This is a genomic window from Nibrella saemangeumensis, from assembly GCF_039541915.1.
Taxonomy (GTDB): domain Bacteria; phylum Bacteroidota; class Bacteroidia; order Cytophagales; family Spirosomataceae; genus Nibrella; species Nibrella saemangeumensis.
This window is the reverse complement of record NZ_BAABHD010000021.1, coordinates 1-17,211: the sequence shown is the minus strand read 5'-3', so window position 1 is coordinate 17,211 and position 17,211 is coordinate 1. Positions and strand designations below refer to the sequence as shown.

General features: G+C 51.2%; 17 protein-coding genes. 8 read left to right on the top strand and 9 right to left on the bottom strand.

Annotated features, from left to right (window positions below; all coding sequences use genetic code 11):
• Position 1: 1 nt before the first annotated feature.
• The 5 genes from ABD949_RS06870 to ABD949_RS06850 all read left to right on the top strand — a co-directional run bounded on the left by ABD949_RS06870 (position 2) and on the right by ABD949_RS06850 (position 5,286).
• The gene (locus tag ABD949_RS06870; protein ID WP_345241902.1) at positions 2 to 1,711 is read left to right on the top strand and encodes a tetratricopeptide repeat protein; all 1,710 of its coding nucleotides are present in this window, start codon (positions 2 to 4) and stop codon (positions 1,709 to 1,711) included.
• A gap of 12 nt (positions 1,712 to 1,723) precedes the next feature.
• A complete protein-coding gene (gene hemL / locus ABD949_RS06865) occupies positions 1,724 to 3,007 on the top strand; it encodes a glutamate-1-semialdehyde 2,1-aminomutase (RefSeq protein ID WP_345241900.1) in 1,284 nt (427 codons plus the stop codon).
• Between the two features lie 30 nt (positions 3,008 to 3,037).
• Positions 3,038 to 3,853, top strand: coding sequence for a hypothetical protein (locus tag ABD949_RS06860; protein WP_345241898.1), 816 nt, complete (start codon positions 3,038 to 3,040; stop codon positions 3,851 to 3,853).
• An 11-nt stretch (positions 3,854 to 3,864) separates the two neighbouring features.
• Complete coding sequence (locus ABD949_RS06855) at positions 3,865 to 4,872, top strand: glycosyltransferase family 2 protein (RefSeq protein WP_345242337.1); 1,008 nt, start codon at positions 3,865 to 3,867, stop codon at positions 4,870 to 4,872.
• Between the two features lie 69 nt (positions 4,873 to 4,941).
• Positions 4,942 to 5,286 carry a hypothetical protein gene (locus tag ABD949_RS06850; RefSeq protein WP_345241897.1) on the top strand — a complete coding sequence of 115 codons (345 nt, stop codon included), beginning with the start codon at positions 4,942 to 4,944 and terminating at the stop codon, positions 5,284 to 5,286.
• Positions 5,287 to 5,401: 115 nt separating this feature from the next.
• Here the strand turns inward: ABD949_RS06850 and ABD949_RS06845 are convergent, their stop codons facing one another.
• Positions 5,402 to 5,557: a hypothetical protein gene (locus ABD949_RS06845; protein ID WP_345241895.1), complete on the bottom strand. Its 156-nt coding sequence runs from the start codon at positions 5,555 to 5,557 to the stop codon at positions 5,402 to 5,404.
• A 129-nt stretch (positions 5,558 to 5,686) separates the two neighbouring features.
• On the opposite strand from ABD949_RS06845, the gene hisS reads away from it, so the two are divergent.
• Positions 5,687 to 7,054, top strand: coding sequence for a histidine--tRNA ligase (gene hisS, locus ABD949_RS06840; RefSeq protein ID WP_345241893.1), 1,368 nt, complete (start codon positions 5,687 to 5,689; stop codon positions 7,052 to 7,054).
• Here hisS and ABD949_RS06835 read toward each other — a convergent pair.
• The 6 genes from ABD949_RS06835 to ABD949_RS06810 form a co-directional block, all read right to left on the bottom strand.
• Positions 7,043 to 8,866 (bottom strand): glycoside hydrolase family 10-like protein, encoded by a 1,824-nt coding sequence (locus ABD949_RS06835; RefSeq protein ID WP_345241891.1) that lies wholly within the window; start codon positions 8,864 to 8,866, stop codon positions 7,043 to 7,045. The genes hisS and ABD949_RS06835 overlap by 12 nt on opposite strands.
• 103 nt (positions 8,867 to 8,969) lie before the next feature.
• Positions 8,970 to 9,737, bottom strand: coding sequence for a uroporphyrinogen-III C-methyltransferase (gene cobA, locus ABD949_RS06830; RefSeq protein ID WP_345241889.1), 768 nt, complete (start codon positions 9,735 to 9,737; stop codon positions 8,970 to 8,972).
• Positions 9,738 to 9,768: 31 nt separating this feature from the next.
• Complete coding sequence (locus ABD949_RS06825; protein WP_345241887.1) at positions 9,769 to 11,904, bottom strand: nitrite/sulfite reductase; 2,136 nt, start codon at positions 11,902 to 11,904, stop codon at positions 9,769 to 9,771.
• 269 nt (positions 11,905 to 12,173) lie between these two features.
• A complete protein-coding gene (locus ABD949_RS06820; protein ID WP_345241885.1) occupies positions 12,174 to 12,365 on the bottom strand; it encodes a hypothetical protein in 192 nt (63 codons plus the stop codon).
• A gap of 131 nt (positions 12,366 to 12,496) precedes the next feature.
• Positions 12,497 to 13,039 (bottom strand): GNAT family N-acetyltransferase, encoded by a 543-nt coding sequence (locus ABD949_RS06815; RefSeq protein WP_345241883.1) that lies wholly within the window; start codon positions 13,037 to 13,039, stop codon positions 12,497 to 12,499.
• A 193-nt stretch (positions 13,040 to 13,232) separates the two neighbouring features.
• On the bottom strand, positions 13,233 to 14,126 hold the full coding sequence (locus tag ABD949_RS06810) for a DUF2911 domain-containing protein (RefSeq protein WP_345241881.1): 894 nt from the start codon (positions 14,124 to 14,126) through the stop codon (positions 13,233 to 13,235).
• A gap of 93 nt (positions 14,127 to 14,219) precedes the next feature.
• On the opposite strand from ABD949_RS06810, the gene ABD949_RS06805 reads away from it, so the two are divergent.
• A complete protein-coding gene (locus ABD949_RS06805) occupies positions 14,220 to 14,762 on the top strand; it encodes an NUDIX hydrolase (RefSeq protein ID WP_345241880.1) in 543 nt (180 codons plus the stop codon).
• Positions 14,763 to 14,823: 61 nt separating this feature from the next.
• Entirely contained in the window at positions 14,824 to 15,222 is a 399-nt protein-coding gene (locus tag ABD949_RS06800) for a hypothetical protein (protein ID WP_345241878.1), read from the top strand.
• Positions 15,223 to 15,271: 49 nt separating this feature from the next.
• On the opposite strand, the gene ABD949_RS06795 is transcribed toward ABD949_RS06800, so the two are convergent.
• Both ABD949_RS06795 and ABD949_RS06790 read right to left on the bottom strand, forming a co-directional pair.
• Positions 15,272 to 15,790 carry an O-acetyl-ADP-ribose deacetylase gene (locus ABD949_RS06795; protein WP_345241876.1) on the bottom strand — a complete coding sequence of 173 codons (519 nt, stop codon included), beginning with the start codon at positions 15,788 to 15,790 and terminating at the stop codon, positions 15,272 to 15,274.
• Between the two features lies 1 nt (position 15,791).
• Positions 15,792 to 17,211: S8 family peptidase (locus tag ABD949_RS06790; protein WP_345241874.1), on the bottom strand; the 1,420-nt coding region annotated here is incomplete at its 5' end.

The following is a 17,211-nucleotide window of genomic DNA, read 5'->3' as shown; positions in this document are numbered from 1 at the left end:
TATGAAAATTCTCCGTGACCGGCACCGGCTATCTGTCGGACTACTAGTCTTCCTGCTCTGGCAGACCTCGTACGGGCAAACGTCCGGCGATGCCAACGAACGACGATATAAAGCGGCCGTCCGACAGGTGCAGTCCGGCCAGTATGACCAGGCTAAAAAAGAGTTGCAGTCCATGATGGACCGCAGCAACCGATTGGCCCCCTACGCGCATTATTACTATGCGGTGGCTGCCTTCCGGCAGCGTAACTATAACCAGGCTCGCACCACACTAAAGCAGTTGATAGACCGCTTTCCGGATTGGCGGAAGATGGAGGATGCGTACTATCTCTATGCCAGTGCTTCCATGGAAGCCGGTCAGTATGAGGATGCGCTGACATACCTGAGCCGAATCAGCGATGCTTCGCTCCGAAGCGCTGTTGACAAGCTGGAGCGGCATTTCTTCGGGCAACTATCGGATCTGCGGCAGTTGAAGCAACTACAGCGGGAGTTTCCGGAAAACCGGAACCTGGCGCTTGCTTTGGTCTCTCTGATCCAGCGTACTTCCTCTGACAAAGCGGATCTGGAGCTTTCGGACCGGCTGACCAACCGGTTTGGCGCGCCGGGCACCGCAAGCTCAGGCCAAACCACGGCAGTTACCGCTTCCCGTACCGAACGCAACCGGAATAAAGGATATTACAACGTGGCCGTTCTGTTCCCGTTCCGGATTGACGATTTTGATGCAAACCGGCGGGCACGCAACAATCAATACGCCATTGACCTGTACAATGGTATTCAAATGGCTAAAGCTAAGCTACAGGCGGAGGGGGTTACGGTTAATGTCTTTGCTTACGATCTGGACAATGATGTAGAGAAAGCCCGTGAGATCGTCAGCAATCCGGGCTTTGCCCAAACGGACTTGATTTTTGGTCCGCTGTATGCCGAGCCGAATAAGCTGGTCACCAGCTTTGCCAGTGAGAATAATATGGTGCTGGTAAACCCGTTGGCCACGAGTAGTGACCTGATTCAGGAGCAGCCGCTGGCATTCCTTGCCCAGCCGTCGCTGGAGCGACAAGCTGACAAGACGCTGGCGTTTGTGCGGTCGCTGGGCGTATCCAGAAAGGCAGCTATCTATTATGGCAACTCCCGGAAGGACTCTACGCTGGCGGCCGTGTACGAAGCTAAACTTAAAGAAGCCGGTTTTCAGGTAATCGACCGGAAAAAACTAAGCGGCACGTCTGAGGCAATGGCTACCGGCATGCGTATTTCGGATCTGAATAAGCCGGATCATGTCTTTATATCCACCAGTAGTGACGAAGACGGCCCGCGTTTTCTGGCGGCTCTCAGCCGGTTACGTATTACGGCTCCGGTGGTCATTACTGCGTCGGCGTTTGATATGTACAAAAGTTCGTCCGGAACCTTCAACCGGCGGGAACTGTACCTGTTGTATCCGGATTTTGTTGATTTTACCCGTGAAGAGGTTGATCAGTTTCAGGAAAATTACCTGAGCCGGCGAAACATCATTCCTTCGGTATTTACGTTTCAGGGATACGATATGATGCTGTTTTTTGGCCGGCAATTGGCCAAAAATGGCCCTCAGGTCCAGCGTCGGTCAACTTTGCGGGCCGAGGGTGATGATTACCTGCTTTCCGGTTTCGATTACCGGAATTCAAACGAAAATGAAACTGTTCCCATCGTTAAATTTACCGACGGGCGGTTTATCAAAGTAAATTAGTGACTACCGTACATGACAACCAGCGAACAACTTTTCGAGAAAGCCAAAACACTTATTCCCGGTGGTGTTAATTCACCCGTCCGTGCATTTCGGGCAGTGGGAGGAACGCCCCTGTTTATCAAATCAGCCAAAGGCCCATATATCTATGATGAAGACGGCAATCGCTATATCGAGCTGATTAACTCCTGGGGGCCGATGATTCTCGGTCATGCTTTCGAACCGGTAGAAGAAGCAGTTCGGGAGGCTATTCAGCATTCATTCTCGTTCGGTGCGCCAACCCGCAAGGAAGTGGAAATGGCCGAGTTGATTGTGGAGATGGTGCCGTCGGTGGAGAAAGTGCGCATGGTCAATTCCGGCACTGAAGCAACCATGGCGGCTATCCGGGTTGCGCGGGGTTTTACTGGTCGCGATAAAATCATCAAGTTTGAGGGCTGCTACCACGGCCACGGCGACTCATTTCTGATTGCCGCCGGCAGTGGTGCCATGACGATGGGAAGCCCGGATAGTCCAGGGGTAACCCGTGCTACGGCTCATGATACGTTGCTGGCTCCGTATAATAATCTGGCGGCCGTTGAGCAACTGATTGAGGCTAATCCGAACCAGATTGCCGCTATTATTCTAGAGCCGGTTGTCGGTAACATGGGCTGCGTACTGCCCCAGCCGGGTTTTCTGGAGGGACTACGGGACTTGTGCGACCGGCACGACATCCTGCTCATCTTTGACGAGGTAATGACTGGCTTCCGGCTGGCAAAAGGCGGAGCACAGGAGCACTTTACTATCCGTCCGGACCTGACAACGATGGGAAAAATCATTGGCGGAGGGATGCCCGTTGGGGCTTACGGCGGCCGCGCTGATATCATGAACATAGTATCGCCGGCCGGGCCGGTATACCAGGCCGGCACGCTATCAGGGAATCCTATAGCTATGTCAGCTGGTTTGGCCATGCTACGTTACCTGAACGAGCATCCGGAGGTGTACACGCGGCTGGATGCCATTGGTGATCGGCTGACGGCTGGTTTCCGGAGCAGTCTGGAGAAGCTGGGGTTAAACTTCACCATCAATCACATCAGCTCCATGTTTACACTGTTTATGACGGACAGGGTAGTGACCGATTATAGCACCGCTAAATCCTGCGATACGGCGCTGTTTGGCCGGTATTTCCAGGCCATGCTGAAACGAGGTGTGTACCTGGCTCCGGCACAGTTTGAAAGCCTGTTTTTGTCTACAGCGCTGACAGATGAATTGGTGGATGAAGTCATTCGGGCGAATGAGGAGGCTTTGCGGGAAATAGTGTAACAGGTAGAGAAACGCTCTTTTTGTACGTACTTGGTACTTTTAAAATTGGCGAGGTGGGGGATAGGCCACGGAATTGTGGCCGGGACTATCGCTGGACTGATAGCCGGGTTAGTCTTTATTTTCTCAAACGGTGGTCCTCCTCCGGCTCACGCCGTTTTGTTTTGGTTAGTAACAGGAGCTGTTATTGGGGCTGGGCTTGGTATTCCGGGTGGGGTAGTCTTTGGTGTTATTGGCGGCCTTATCAATCGAAAGGCCGGATGGATACTGGCTGGCGCGGCTGCTGGTTTAATTTCAGCATCAACTATTTTCCTTGGATACCGAATTATCGATATTCTTTGGCGGGAGCCGCTTGTTTATGGGGCTCTTATTGGGGGCGGGCTTTACGGTGCCGCAGCTGCTTATACTAACCAGCAAGTATGGAGCCGCCGTTTATCCGAGGTACAAACCATTCTTTCTGTTCTACCCCAAAAACAGAAGTACCGAAAACGCTGGCTTTCCATTATATCCTTATTAGGTATCCTGTATTGTGTTAGGTGTCCAGTTCATTATACATACCAATTACCTGGTAATTATGCTGGTATTAATGCTCAACGAGCGGCTTTACAGAAGATAGACAATAGCTTCTCGTACTGTGTATGTACGCGCAAACTAACAATCCGTCTCCCTCAAAGAGCTTTGCTATATTACACACCGCATAAAAGCCTGCTGGAGTATGAAGCAGACCCGGGAAGTGGCATATCTGATCGCTGGAAAGTTGATTTACCGAAGATTCAACAACTAGCTCGATCCGGTAAGACGTTTAAGTCTTTGGAGCCTTATCGTACTTTTGGATTTTCTGAACCTTGATCATGCAGCCGTTGCGTTACTCCGTCATTATCCCCGTTTACAATCGCCCTGACGAATTGCGTGAACTGCTGGACAGCCTGACCCGGCAAACGCTGAAACCGTATGAAGTGTTGGTGATTGAAGACGGCTCCAGAATTAAAGCGGATACAGTAGCTGCACAGTTCAGTGAACAACTTAACGTCCATTACTTCTTCAAGGAGAATACCGGTCAGGGCTTTGCCCGCAATTACGGCTTTGAGCGGGCTACGGGGGATTATTTCGTAATCTTTGACTCCGATGCGCTGGTGCCTCCTCATTATTTTGAAACCGTAGAGAAGCACCTAGCCACCGAATGGCTTGACGCCTATGGCGGTCCCGATGCCGCACACCCCGATTTTACCCCTATCCAGAAGGCCATCAGCTACTCGATGACGTCGCCCTTTACTACGGGCGGTATTCGGGGCAGTAAAAAGAATCTGGGGGGGCAGTTTCATCCGCGAAGTTTCAATATGGGATTATCCCGGAAAGTTTGGGAGACAATCGGCGGCTACCGCATCAGCAGGATGGGCGAGGATATTGAGTTTGCAATTCGAATAATCGAGAATGGCTTCACAACTGGATTAATACACTCCGCGTTTATCTACCATAAACGCCGGACAGACTTTGTCCAGTTCTTCCGGCAGTTGCGGTTCTTTGGCCGTGCCCGGATTAACATTTCCCGGTTCTACCCGTCTCAGCTAAAACTGGTTCATACATTTCCGGCCCTGTTTACCCTATTTATGCTGTCAGTTCCGGTTTTGGCGCTGATTAGTCCCTTGTTATTCTGGCTGGCAGTGGGTATATTGGTCCTTTTCTCGGTGTTGATACTGATTGATGCTACCCGGAAGGAAAAAAGTCTACAGGTAGGTTTATTGAGTGTTGGTGCGGCTTTTGTCCAGTTGGCCGGCTATGGAATTGGCTTCCTGAGCGAAGGATGGAAACGGATACGGGAGCCCAAAACACACCGGGAAACTGGCGTCAACATGGAGTATCCCTCGTAGGCAACAGAATGAATTAGGATAATAAGGTATAGACGTTTATTCTTGTAAATACCGTTTTAAACTTAACTAATGGCAAACCCCGCAAAACCACCTGGTCGTAAACTGCTAAAGCGCATGAGCACTCGTACGAAGTGGCTCCTGCTGGCACCTTTCAGTCTGATGCTGATTGGCTACGGTCTGTGTGTGTTTAGCGGAGCCGCGCAGGCTATGCATTCCGGACAGCCGTTTTCGCGGTGGTTTATCCTGGGTACCTACAGCCTGATCCTGATCAACGGTGGTCTATCGTTGTTTGGTCATGCGGTGCGGTTACGGGTGATGATGGATACGCGGCAGTTTATCCGGCGTCAGTTGAAGAAAGAATTGAAAGGCCGCCAAAAACGAAAAACCTCGTTCGGTAACCGGAACGAGGCTTAGTTGGTATAATCGTTGATTGGTTGTCTGGTTAATTAGTTAATTAGTTTTCCATCAACTAGCAAACTAATTAACTAATTAACTAATTAACTAATTAACTAATTAACTAATTAACTAATTAACTATTCTTCTTCTCGGCAAAGGAAGCCTTGATGGCTTCAACATCTACATTCCGGATTTCCGGTCTGCTCGTCAGTTGCTTGATGCGGCTAGTGGCGTTGTTTGCTCTGGCGCGATTCTTCCGGCCTTTCCGCTTTAGTTCCGTTACTCCCATGATAATCTATGTTCTTTAGTCGTTTCTCAAAATGGAACGCAAAATTAATGCTTTTACACTGAAATTGTAAATGTTATCGCCAAAATTTCCGGAGGTAGGGTTAATTTTGCGCCATCAATTGAAACGTACATGCAGAAACCGAGTATTCCGAAGGGAACACGCGACTTTGGGCCGGAGCAGATGAGCAAACGGCTCTTTATTTTTGATACCATCCGGCAGACGTTCCGGCGATACGGTTTCCAACCGCTTGAGACTCCCGCCATGGAAAACCTGTCGGTGCTGATGGGAAAATACGGGGAAGAGGGCGATCAACTGCTGTTTAAGATCCTGAATTCCGGTGATTTTGCCGGCGGCTTGACCGAAACCGACTGGCAATCCGGAGCGAAGAAACTCACCCAGAAAATTTCCGAAAAAGGCTTACGCTACGACCTGACGGTTCCATTTGCCCGGTACGTGGTGATGAACCGTCACGCCTTGCCGATGCCGTTCAAGCGGTACCAGATGCAGCCGGTCTGGCGGGCCGATCGTCCCCAAAAAGGGCGCTATCGGGAATTCTACCAGTGCGACGCCGATGTGGTCGGTACGGACTCGCTGTTGTGTGAAGCGGAAATCGTGCTGATGGTGCATGAAGTGCTGCGTAATCTGGGTATTCAGGACTTTACGCTGAAGATTAACAACCGGAAGATTCTGGCGGGTATTGCCGAAGCTATTGGTATGCCGGGGCAGGAGGGAGCGCTGGCCGTTGCTATTGATAAACTGGACAAGATTGGTCAGGAAAAAGTTATCGATGAACTCCGCGAGCGGGGCTTCTCCGACGAATCGCTTAGTCGTTTGCAACCCATTTTTGGCTTTAGCGGAGAAGCTGCAGAAATGCTACAGAGCCTGAAAGGCTGGTTGTCCTCTTCCGAGACCGCGCAGACAGGTATTGCCGAACTGGAGGAAGTGTGGCAACTAGTAAGCCAATATGGCCTGGTTGACTCGCAACTGGAGTTGGATGTCACACTGGCCCGGGGACTCTCGTATTATACCGGTGCTATTTTTGAAGTAAAAGCCAACGGGGTACAGATCGGCAGTATCAGCGGGGGCGGTCGCTATGATAATTTGACCGGTGCTTTCGGGCAACCGGGCTTATCAGGTGTGGGTATATCGTTCGGTGTAGACCGCATTTATGATGTGATGGAGGAGTTGAACCTGTTCCCGGCCGGTTCCCAGCAGAGTACGCAGGTGCTTATCGTGCATTTTGATACCGATGCGAGGGCGGTAGGTTTACCGTTGCTAAGCCGTCTTCGGCAGGAGGGCGTTATGGCCGAAGCTTATCCAGATATTACCAAGCTCAAAAAGCAGCTCGACTACGCCAATCAGAAGAACATTCCGTACGTGGTGCTGATCGGCTCCGAAGAAGTACAGACCGGGCAGCTATCAGTTAAAAACATGGTAACCGGTGAGCAGCAGAAGCAAACGGTCGAGGAACTGATTGCTCGCTTCTCACAACTGTAACAGCATTTTCCGGCTCTCCCGGCCGTCACCCGTGCGCAGAACTGCGTAATAGGTGCCGGCCGGGAAGTTTTCTGCCTGAAAAATAATGGTGTGCTCGCCCGCTTTCTGCTTTTCCTCAACCAGCGTGGATACTTCCCATCCGTAGGAGTTCATCACCGTCAGGACCACAAAGCCATCCTGAGGCACCCGATACCGGATACGGCTCTGAATCTGAATAAGGTTGGTCGCACTCTGTTTAAGCCTGGTCTGGATAATGAGCGGCTCATTGCCGGCAATTGTAGCCAGGGCGGGCTGCGACGTCACCACATTCGAAGCCGGGCTCTCGTTATGCAGCCGGTCCAGGGCGGTGACTACGTACCGATACGCGTGTCCCACCTCCACTGTATGGTCCACGAAGGCAGTGGTATCTGTAGGGGTAATGCTCAGAATCGCTTCACTTTTCTCCAGATTTACGGGCTCATCTTCATCAAACCGGTACACCACATACTGGCGAATCCGGTTTAGCTCACCGGCCTTTGTTTTGGGCCGCTGCCAGTGTAAGGCGATACCCTGCGGATGTGCCGCTGCCAGGAGTTTTGCAGGAGCAGGCGGTGGTACATTGTCCTTCCACGGCATACTGGGCCGCAGGGCCGGATAGGCATAAAAATCAGTTTCCAGCGAATCACGAATACCCAGCGGATTGCGAAGCAACGATTTGGTGTTATACCAGATGCTGCCCTGAATGGTAGCAAACTGGCGGTTCAGTCGCAGTTGATTCGGCTTCTGCGATGGGTTTCGCCAGTTACGGTCACCATTTGGATTGAGCCGGTAAACCCCTTGCCCGATGTACAGGTGCCGCCCGAAGGTATTGTTGGCCCACCACGGCAGAATAACGCTGTAGTCGGCAGGAGCGTGGCCAATATGCCAGTAAAGCTGCGGAGCAATGTAATCAATCCAGCCCTGCTGTATCCATTTTCGGGAATCGGCGTAGAGCGTGCTGTAACTTTGCAGGCCGCGTGTTTCACTACCAAGCGGCTGCGTCGGTGACCAGTTTTGCCAGACACCGCAGGGAGAAATACCAAATTTAACCCAGGGTTTAAGCCTTTTGATGCTGTCTGAAACTGCCTTGACCAGCAGGTCTACATTATCGCGTCGCCAGTCGGGCCGACTGGTAAAGCCACGGTTATACAGAGCGAATGTTGAATCGTCATCAAATGCGGCACCGGCCTGGGGGTAAGGATAAAAGTAATCGTCAAAATGAATACCATCAACATCGTAGCGCCGGAGAACATCCATAATCACCCGGGTAACGTGCGACCGTACTTCCGGCAAACCAGGGTCGAGGAGTCGTAAGTTTCCCTGGCTCAGCAGCCATTCGGGGTGCCTGTTTGCTACATGCATCGAGTCCAGATTGGCTCGCTGGATGTTGCTGACCGCCCGGTAAGGATTAAACCACGCGTGGAATTCGATACCACGCCGGTGCGATTCGGTAATCATGAACTGCAGCGGGTCGTAATAGGGCTGGGGAGCCAGGCCCTGTTGCCCGGTGAGCACTTCCGACCAGGGTTCGTAGGCGCTGGGGTATATGGCATCGGCTACGCTACGTACCTGCACCACCACCGCGTTTATACCGGTTTGCTGAAACTGGTCAAGGATGTGGATGAATTCGGCCTGCTGTTGGTGAGAAGGCAAACCTTTGGCCGAGGGCCAGTCAATGTTGGCGACGGTGGCAACCCAGGCTCCTCTGAACTCCCGTTTGGGGGGCTGTTGCGCAGAAGTGCAGGTATTAACAAGGGCAAAAAGAAAAGGTAAGAACCAAAGGTGTTTACGCATAGACTGTCGGGCTGACCTACGTCGGAGCCAAACTATAAAAAATGGCCCAAATAACGCCTATTAAGAACGTATTTGGGCCACCTTATCTTATCGACTAGTCCTTTTAGCTCCGCATTTGAGCCTGGTTAACAACTTCTGCAGCTACTTGTGCTCCTAATCGGGCCACTTCACCTACCACAATGATGGCCGGTGAACTAATGGGCGTGCCAATGCGTCCGCTCTCCGCTACCCGGTCTGCCATATCACTAACCTGTCCAACCAGCACCCGCTGCTCTGATAGCGTACCGTTCTGAATAATGGCTACTGGCGTGTTCTCTTTACCGTACTCGCCGAAAAGCTGCATGATCTCCGTCAGCTTGTGCATTCCCATCAGGATAACTACCGTGGCTGTTGACTGAGCCGCCAGCGGCAAATCAGTCGACAGGCTGCCCGATTTGGTCGTACCCGTTACCACCCAGAAGCTTTCGCTGATGCCGCGTGTGGTCAGGGGAATACCCGCCATGGCCGGCACGGTATAACTGCTCGACAGGCCCGGAATTACCTCGGCCTCAATACCATGCTGCCGGGCATATTCCATTTCCTCGTAACCACGCCCAAAGACAAACGGATCACCGCCTTTCAGCCGGACCACGTGCCCGTAATTGCGGGCGTAGTGAACGATGAGGGGGTTTATTTCTTCCTGCGTGCAGGAGTACTCGTTCAGCCGCTTGCCAACGTATACCTTCAGGGCATCGGGCCGGCAGTAGCCGAGTAAGTCAGGGTGTACCAGCGCGTCATACATGACCACATCGGCCTGTTGCAACGCCTTTACACCTTTAAGTGATATAAGTTCCGGGTCACCGGGACCCGCTCCAACGAGGGTTAATTTCATAGCTGTTGTTGGGGGCAGTATCCTGCTGCTCTTAACTGTCATGCGCCTGCGTAAGCTCCTGCAAATGCGGTACGCCTTCGAGAAGAAGCTGTTGCTCGCGGTAGGCTTTTACCGATTCGAGGAAGGAAGCGGCCAGGCCGACAAACTCGCGGGCGTAGACTTCTTCCGGTTCGTTTTTATTGATTGAGAATACCACCGTTTTAAATTCACCTTCTGTCAGGTGAAACCCAGCCTCACCAGCGAAATGCTTATCGAAGTCGCTGACGATGCCGTGCTGCGTATTGGTCGGTACGTCTTTGGTCATCAAAGCGGCTTTGGCTCCCGTAATAAAGGTGTTGTAAGCGTGGTATATGGCGTCGGCCCAGTTTCTGCCGGCCAGGGTATCAAACGCCCAGTTCAGTTTTTCGTCGGCTTCATACAGCGTAGTGGCAACAAGATCGATCATGACACCGGCACATTCGCCAACACCCACTTCCGTTACAAACTGCTCGGTATGATCCCAGTCGATGTAGTCGCTGTTTTGGAGCGTTTTCAGGTCGGCCAGCGGCTTGAGCAGTTGATAGAAATAGTTTTTACCCTGACGACCGTAGTAATCGCTGTAGTACTCGCCTTCATAGGCGTTAGCCTCGTAGTCATTCAACAGCAAACGCAGGCTTTCAGGACCTCGTTTGGCGGGTACTTTGATCACCTTATCGGCAATCAATCCTTCGCCCTTGCCGTTGAAGCCGCCACCCAGCAGCACTTGCAGGGCCGGTAATACTAAAGCACCATTTTTCAACGAACTGCCGTGGTAGCCAATATTGCCGATGGAATGCTGACCGCAACCATTCATACAACCCGAGATCTTAATTTTGATGTCGTTGTTATAAATGGTCTCCGGAAACTCCTCCTTCATCATTTGTTCCAGTGCCCGCGTTATGCCGTAACTGCTCGAAATGGCCAGGTTACACGTATCTGTACCGGGGCAGGTCGTAATATCGGCGGTGGTATCAAAGCCGGGATCGGCTAAGCCCAAGTCGTTTAATTCGTGGTAGAGAGCCTCCAGATCTTCCGGACGAACATACCGGAGAATATACCCCTGATTTACCGTCACGCGAATATCATCAGCCGCGTAGCGCTTCACCACTGCCGCTAGTTTACGGGCGGTATCGGATGGCATATCGCCCAGCAACACGCGTAACTGAACCGCGTACCAGCCCTTTTGCTTCTGCTCAAACACATTGGTTTTGAACCACGCATTCAGGCGGGCATCTGCCGTTTCCAACAGGTAGCCAGTTACCTCCGGCCGTTCCGGTTGTACCTCAACAGTGGTATCCTCAATTTGGTAGGTCTTATTTTTCAGCGCGGGAGTTTCGTCTGCCACCCGCTTCAGGAACTCTTCCAAACCGATATCGTTCAGCAGGTATTTCATCCGGGCCTTGTGACGTTTGGTACGCTCACCGTAGCGATCGAATACCCGGATAACGGCTTCGATAAACGGAATAGCTTTTTCCTCAGGCAAAAACTCAGAGGCTGTTTGTGCCGGGAACGGCTGGGCACCCAAACCGCCACCGACCAGCACTTTGAAACCGCGCTTGCCGTCCTGGATGCGGGGAATCAGACCTACGTCGTGCATATAGCCGAAGGCGGAATCTTTCTCGCTGGACGAAACGGATATTTTGAACTTCCGGCCCATCTCCTGGCAGATCGGATTACGCAGGAAATAGTCGAAGATAGAGTAGGCGTAAGGCGTAATGTCAAACGGCTCATCGGGGTCGATGCCGGCTTTTGCTGAGCCCGTTACGTTCCGGACTGTGTTACCACAGGCCTCCTTGATGGTAATATTAGCATCCTCTAACTCGGCCCAGAGCTGAGGGGTATTCGCCAGCTTGACAAAGTGAAGCTGGATATCCTGCCGGGTAGTTGCGTGGAGGTTACCAGTGGCGTATTTATCGGAAATATCGGCAATCCGAATGAGTTGATCAGCAGTGATGCGACCGTGTGGCAGCTTGATCCGAACCATCTGCACACCCGGCTGGCGCTGACCGTATACCCCGCGGGCCAGACGAAATTTGCGGAAATGCTCGTCGGTCATCTCCCCAGTGGTGAACGCGCTGATCTTCTTTTCAAGATCCAGAATGTCGCGCCGGGCGGCTGCGCTAACCTTTTCGGTGAATTGCACTGACATATTATACTAAAGTCTATAGAGTTAAAAGACTATTTTTTTGTGCAAAACGCCGGTCGGTCCGGCGTTGTAAATGGGTATTTATTAGACAAATATAGGACCGAAACCGTTCCCAATTTCTCCAATTCCTGATTACTTTTCGTTATGGACAATAACCAGTTGTTATACTGAATATGGAAATTTATGAGATCAGGCGTAATAAAGCCAAAAGCTTCCTTTTTGACAATGTCTTTGTTGTCAAAAAGGAAGCTTTTGGCTTTATTAACCGAGGCCTATTTCGGCGTTACCTGCTGCTGGTTAAACTGCGGGATAATGTCATCGCGGTCGGCAGCCTGTTTGGCGGTAAGGTACTTTATGGTGTTGCCTTGTCCTTTGACAAGGTATGGGAATTTTTCGGCGATATCCGGCTTCGCACCTTTATAGGTCCGAGATTTTAAATAATTAACCGTGGGGTTAAATGACATAAACGGCTCGTTTTTAATGAATAATTCATCAAGGTAACGAAATAATATTAAGTATTTATATTTTTTCTGGAAAATTAGCCATTGATCCCAAAAATATTTGTAAAATTCCGCGCCGTAGCTAGTACCAGATGCTACGCGATAACGTATTCAACGATACGCAACGCCATGCCCAGTCCGCTTTGGCTCTCATAGCGCCGGGCAATTTTTCCTCCCATTGACTCCGGTATCTTCAGGCTCGAAACATTGCGTTCGTCAGCCGGGTAAATCAACTGGTCATAGAGGAGGTGCTCCACTGCCCATTCCTTCAACGCATATATAGCCTCACGACCCAGCCCGAAGCCATGCGCTGACCGGCGTAGCCAGATCCCAAACTCCGGCTCAGACGTGTCGATTTTGTGCAGACCGGCGCAGCCCAGAAACGCACCCGTGGCTTTGTCCGTAAGCACAACGGTCAGGCTGGTGCGTTCCGTATTCTCCTGCATGGCTGCCAGAATAAACGCTTCGGTTTCGGTGCGGATAGTGGCTGGCCTCGGGTACATATATCGGGCAATCTCCGGCGTAAATTCCCGAAAAATATCGTCGGTGTAGGAAAGCTGAATGGCTTTCAGGTGCATGCGTGCCGTCTCCAGAACCAGGTTATTGAGGTCAACAGCCCCATGGATTCGTATTGCCATGGCAGAAAACAGATTGGTACTACCTCCAATATAGTAAAAAGCCCGTTCCAGGTGACATGAGTAGGAAGGCAACACCCAAAAGCTAAATTACCCATATACACCGTCTGACAATGAAACGGTATATATGGGTAATTGCCCAATTGGGCGGCTGGTAGGGGATCAATCCGGGCGGGCTTCCAAGAAGCTCAATACCTTACGACGTTTTCTTCTTCTTTCCTTTAGCGGGTACAGGAGGAACCATCGCCTGATAATCGGTGATTCCTTTCTGAATGGCATCTTTAAAGAATGGGAAAGCGGGGTCATTAGATGTTTGTCCGATTGACATGGCCCGCTGAGCCAGGGTTACCGCTTCGGCAGCTTTACCCATTTTGGCCATAATCTGCGCCTTGGTCCATACGTTCCGGAACGTTTCTTTCAGGCCAATGGATTTATCTGTCCAGGCCAGGGCCTGCTCCAGGTTACGGCCCTGCGCCAGGTTCCAGGCGGCAGCGGCCTGCAGTACGGCCGGATCTTCCGGTTTATCGGCTACCGCCCGCTCCACATTAGCCTGCGCGTTGGTTTTTACGTCAACCCGCAGGTCGGCGGCTGCTTTTACGTTAGCCCACATAAAGTTCAGCTTGGCGGTACTGTCGGTCACGTCGGTGAAGTGAATCGTGAAACTTTCGGTGCGGTCGCTGGTCTGTTGCGGTTGCATGCGTACCCGCAGGGCGTCTTCTTCCTGCTTGTAGGCGTCGGCGCTGGCACCGGTGTTCTTATTCAGAACCAATGTCCACTCGTTCTGCGCCGGAATGGTAAATACCGAGTAGGTACCTGCCGGCAGCCGCTGACCGTTGATGAACAGGTCGGTAGTAGCGGCTAAGGTAGTAGCGGCATTGGCGCCCGTGCGCCAGAGTTGACCATAAGGTACTAGGGTGCCAAAGATTTCGCGGCCGCGCATGGCCGGGCGGGAGTACTTAACAGTTACGTCAGTAGTGCCAATAGTTTGGACAACGGTAGCGCCAGGGCTGGGTTGGGGCAGGCGGATCTGGGCGGTAGCCAATTGCGCTACCAGACAGAAAGCCACCACGTTCAGCATGATTTTGTTCATGGTTTTGTCTGGATTAAGTGTTTTTGTCAATATCGCAGCGAAATTGCGGGTTTTTAACCAGAAAGAAAAGATTAACCTACTTTGTTCTATACTATGCACCGTCAGCCGCTTCTCAACCTGCTGAAAAACTATACGCCCGCCGACGCCAATGAAACAGCGATGTGGCACCACACGCTGTCTTTTGTGCAGGCGCATCCCGACTGCTTTGAGCGTTCTCTGTCGATTGGTCATATAACCGGCTCTGCCTGGATTATAAGTCCGGACCACCGGCAGGCCGTGCTGATTCATCACCGCAAACTGGATCGGTGGTTTCAGCCGGGTGGCCATGCCGACGGAGATGCTGATGTTGCGCGGGTAGCACTACGTGAAGCCGAAGAGGAGGTAGGCCTTTCGTCACTACGCCTGGTGAGTCCGGCCATCTTTGATATTGATGTTCATTCGATTCCGGCGAAAGGCTACGAGCCTGAACATCTTCATTATGATATTCGTTTTCTGATTGAAGCAGACCCAAACGAGGCTTTTACTCATTCTTCCGAGACAAACGACATTAAATGGGTGTCGTTGGCCAGAATTGAGAGTTATACCTCCTCTGAGTCTATTATTCGTATGGTAAGGAAGATAAATAACTATAACTAATTTTATAGGTATTGATTTTCGTTTATTTTTGCATCAACACAACAAAACCACAGTTACAATCATGAAAAGTCTAAGGCTGGCGATGGTCGGTCTGTTATGCATAGCTTTAGCCGGTACTGTGCTGGCTCAGGAGGAAACCAAGCTACGGCGTGACGTGACCTACTCGACGCGAAACTATAAGCATCCGAATAAGGCGGCTGTGGCTCGTCAGTGGGAGCCTGAAGCTTCGGTATCTTTCCGGAAGCGGGGTAACCGGCGCGTAACGATTGGTGATTATAAGCGGACAACAACATCACGCGATGCCCGTATGGCGCGTATGGGTTTGTCGGCACCAACGGTACCGGTGGCTGAGCGAAATTATAAGGCACAGAATTTCCGGCGCAAGGCTACTGCCAGGGAGAAGGAACAACCTGTAGTGAACATGGAACAGCAGGTGGTTGTGGAGCCCTCAGGTAACTAAAGAGATTGTAAAAATAAAGCAAAAGCCCTCCAACAGGAGGGCTTTTGCTTTATGCATAGCCTGCTTTAGCGAGTCGATTTCGATAGAGGCTGAGGTTTTCAAGGTCGAAACAGACAAACAAGACAGAGGCAGGCGGGTTGTGTATCGCCAGGAAGTTAATGACACCCTGTACCGCTATTTCACAGGCCTGGTCTTTGGGATAACCATAAACACCGGTGCTGATATTCGGGAAGGCTACACTATTCAGCATGTAATCATTGGCCAGTTCCAGCGACCGTTGGTAGCAACTCGCCAGCAATTCAGGCTCGTTGGCTGCACCACCCTGCCAAACCGGACCTACCGTATGAATTACATAATGAGCGGGGAGTCGGTACCCTTTGGTTATTTTGGCATCGCCGGTAGCGCAGCCGCCGAGGGTTTGGCATTCGGCCAGCAGTTCGGGACCAGCAGCCCGGTGAATTGCGCCATCGACACCCCCTCCGCCCAGCAGACTTGAGTTAGCCGCATTGACGATGGCATCTACTGCCAGTTTCGTAATGTCGCCCTGGATGACCTGTAAGGTAAACATTTTATTGCTTCACAACCTTTATCGTACGTTTTAAGTCAGAGGTCGACACTGTGAGAAAATACATACCTGGCCTAAGGCGCATGCCTTCTGCAAGAAAAGTTTGTTCAATGTTATTAGTAAAACGCTGCTGCCAGACCAAGCGGCCAGAAATATCGTAAAGCATAGCGTCAATAGGGATACCTTTTGCAGCTTCTATCCATTGAAAAAATAATCGATCATCTTCTGTAAATGGATTGGGGAAAGCCCAAAGCGGGTAGTTGGCAGATGCAAAATGGGCATATTTATTGGCAGCTATAAATGAAGCACGCTCAAAATTAGGTATACCATAGCCTAGTTCAGAATCTGGATTTTTATACTGACTACCAGACAGACGCAGACAATCTATAACTTGGGTGGCAGTTAACCAAGGGTAAGCCTGCCAAAAACCAGCCACTAAACCTGTTATTAATGGAGCTGCAAACGAGGTGCCACTTGATAACGTAATATTGCCGTTGGATGAGCCTATGACTACTCCTAGTCCTAAAGCCGCTAAGTCCGGTTTAATACGCCCGTCCGCAGCCGGGCCAAATGAACTAAAGGGGACACGAATACCTTGGGGGTTAACAGCTGCAATTGCTAAAACCTGCTCTGCATCAGCAGGCAGCGAGACGTACCGCCAAGGGTCATCACCTTCGTTACCTGCCGATGTAACCACAACTATACCGGCCTCGGCAGCCCATTGGGCGGCCCGACTGACCAGAGCAGTACGGCCATTTAATGCATTGTAGGTGTAACCAACTCCGTTGTCGAATACAGTATACCCTAAAGAAGAGTTGATGATATCGGCTCCGGTACTGTCAGCATACTCGGCACCGAACAGCCAGTTGGCTTCCTCGACACGGGTTTCACTGCGGCCATCCTCTGTCCGCAGCAGCAGAAAAGAGGATTTGAAGGCGGTACCGTACAGCATGTTCTCTGAGGTGCCGGCTATGGTAGACAGCACCGATAACCCGTGGGAGTCATCTTCATACACACTGTATTCTTTAGCGACGAAATCGTAGGTACCTACGATGCGATTCTCCTGAAACAACGGCTTTAGAAAAAATACGCTGTCGGCGTTACGATAGCCATCATCTAATAAAGCAATCAGCATTCCTTCACCCCGGTATCCTTTCAGGTGCATCTGGTCGGCTCCCAGTTGGGTAATCTGAGTCAGCGATGTGCCGTATGCTAAAGGTGTGATTTCTTTGGATTTCTCAGTAAAAGCCTGTTGATGGGTAGCGGTTGACACTGAGTAAAGAGATGCCGTCGCTAAGTCACTATTAACTTTAATTCGGGCGTTGGCCAGGGGGGCGTTAAACTCCAGCCCTTTAACAAAGGACAGACCCTGCACCGCCCTCAACTGTGGGTCGGTAGCCTCGATAAGGACGGCGTTCAGCCAG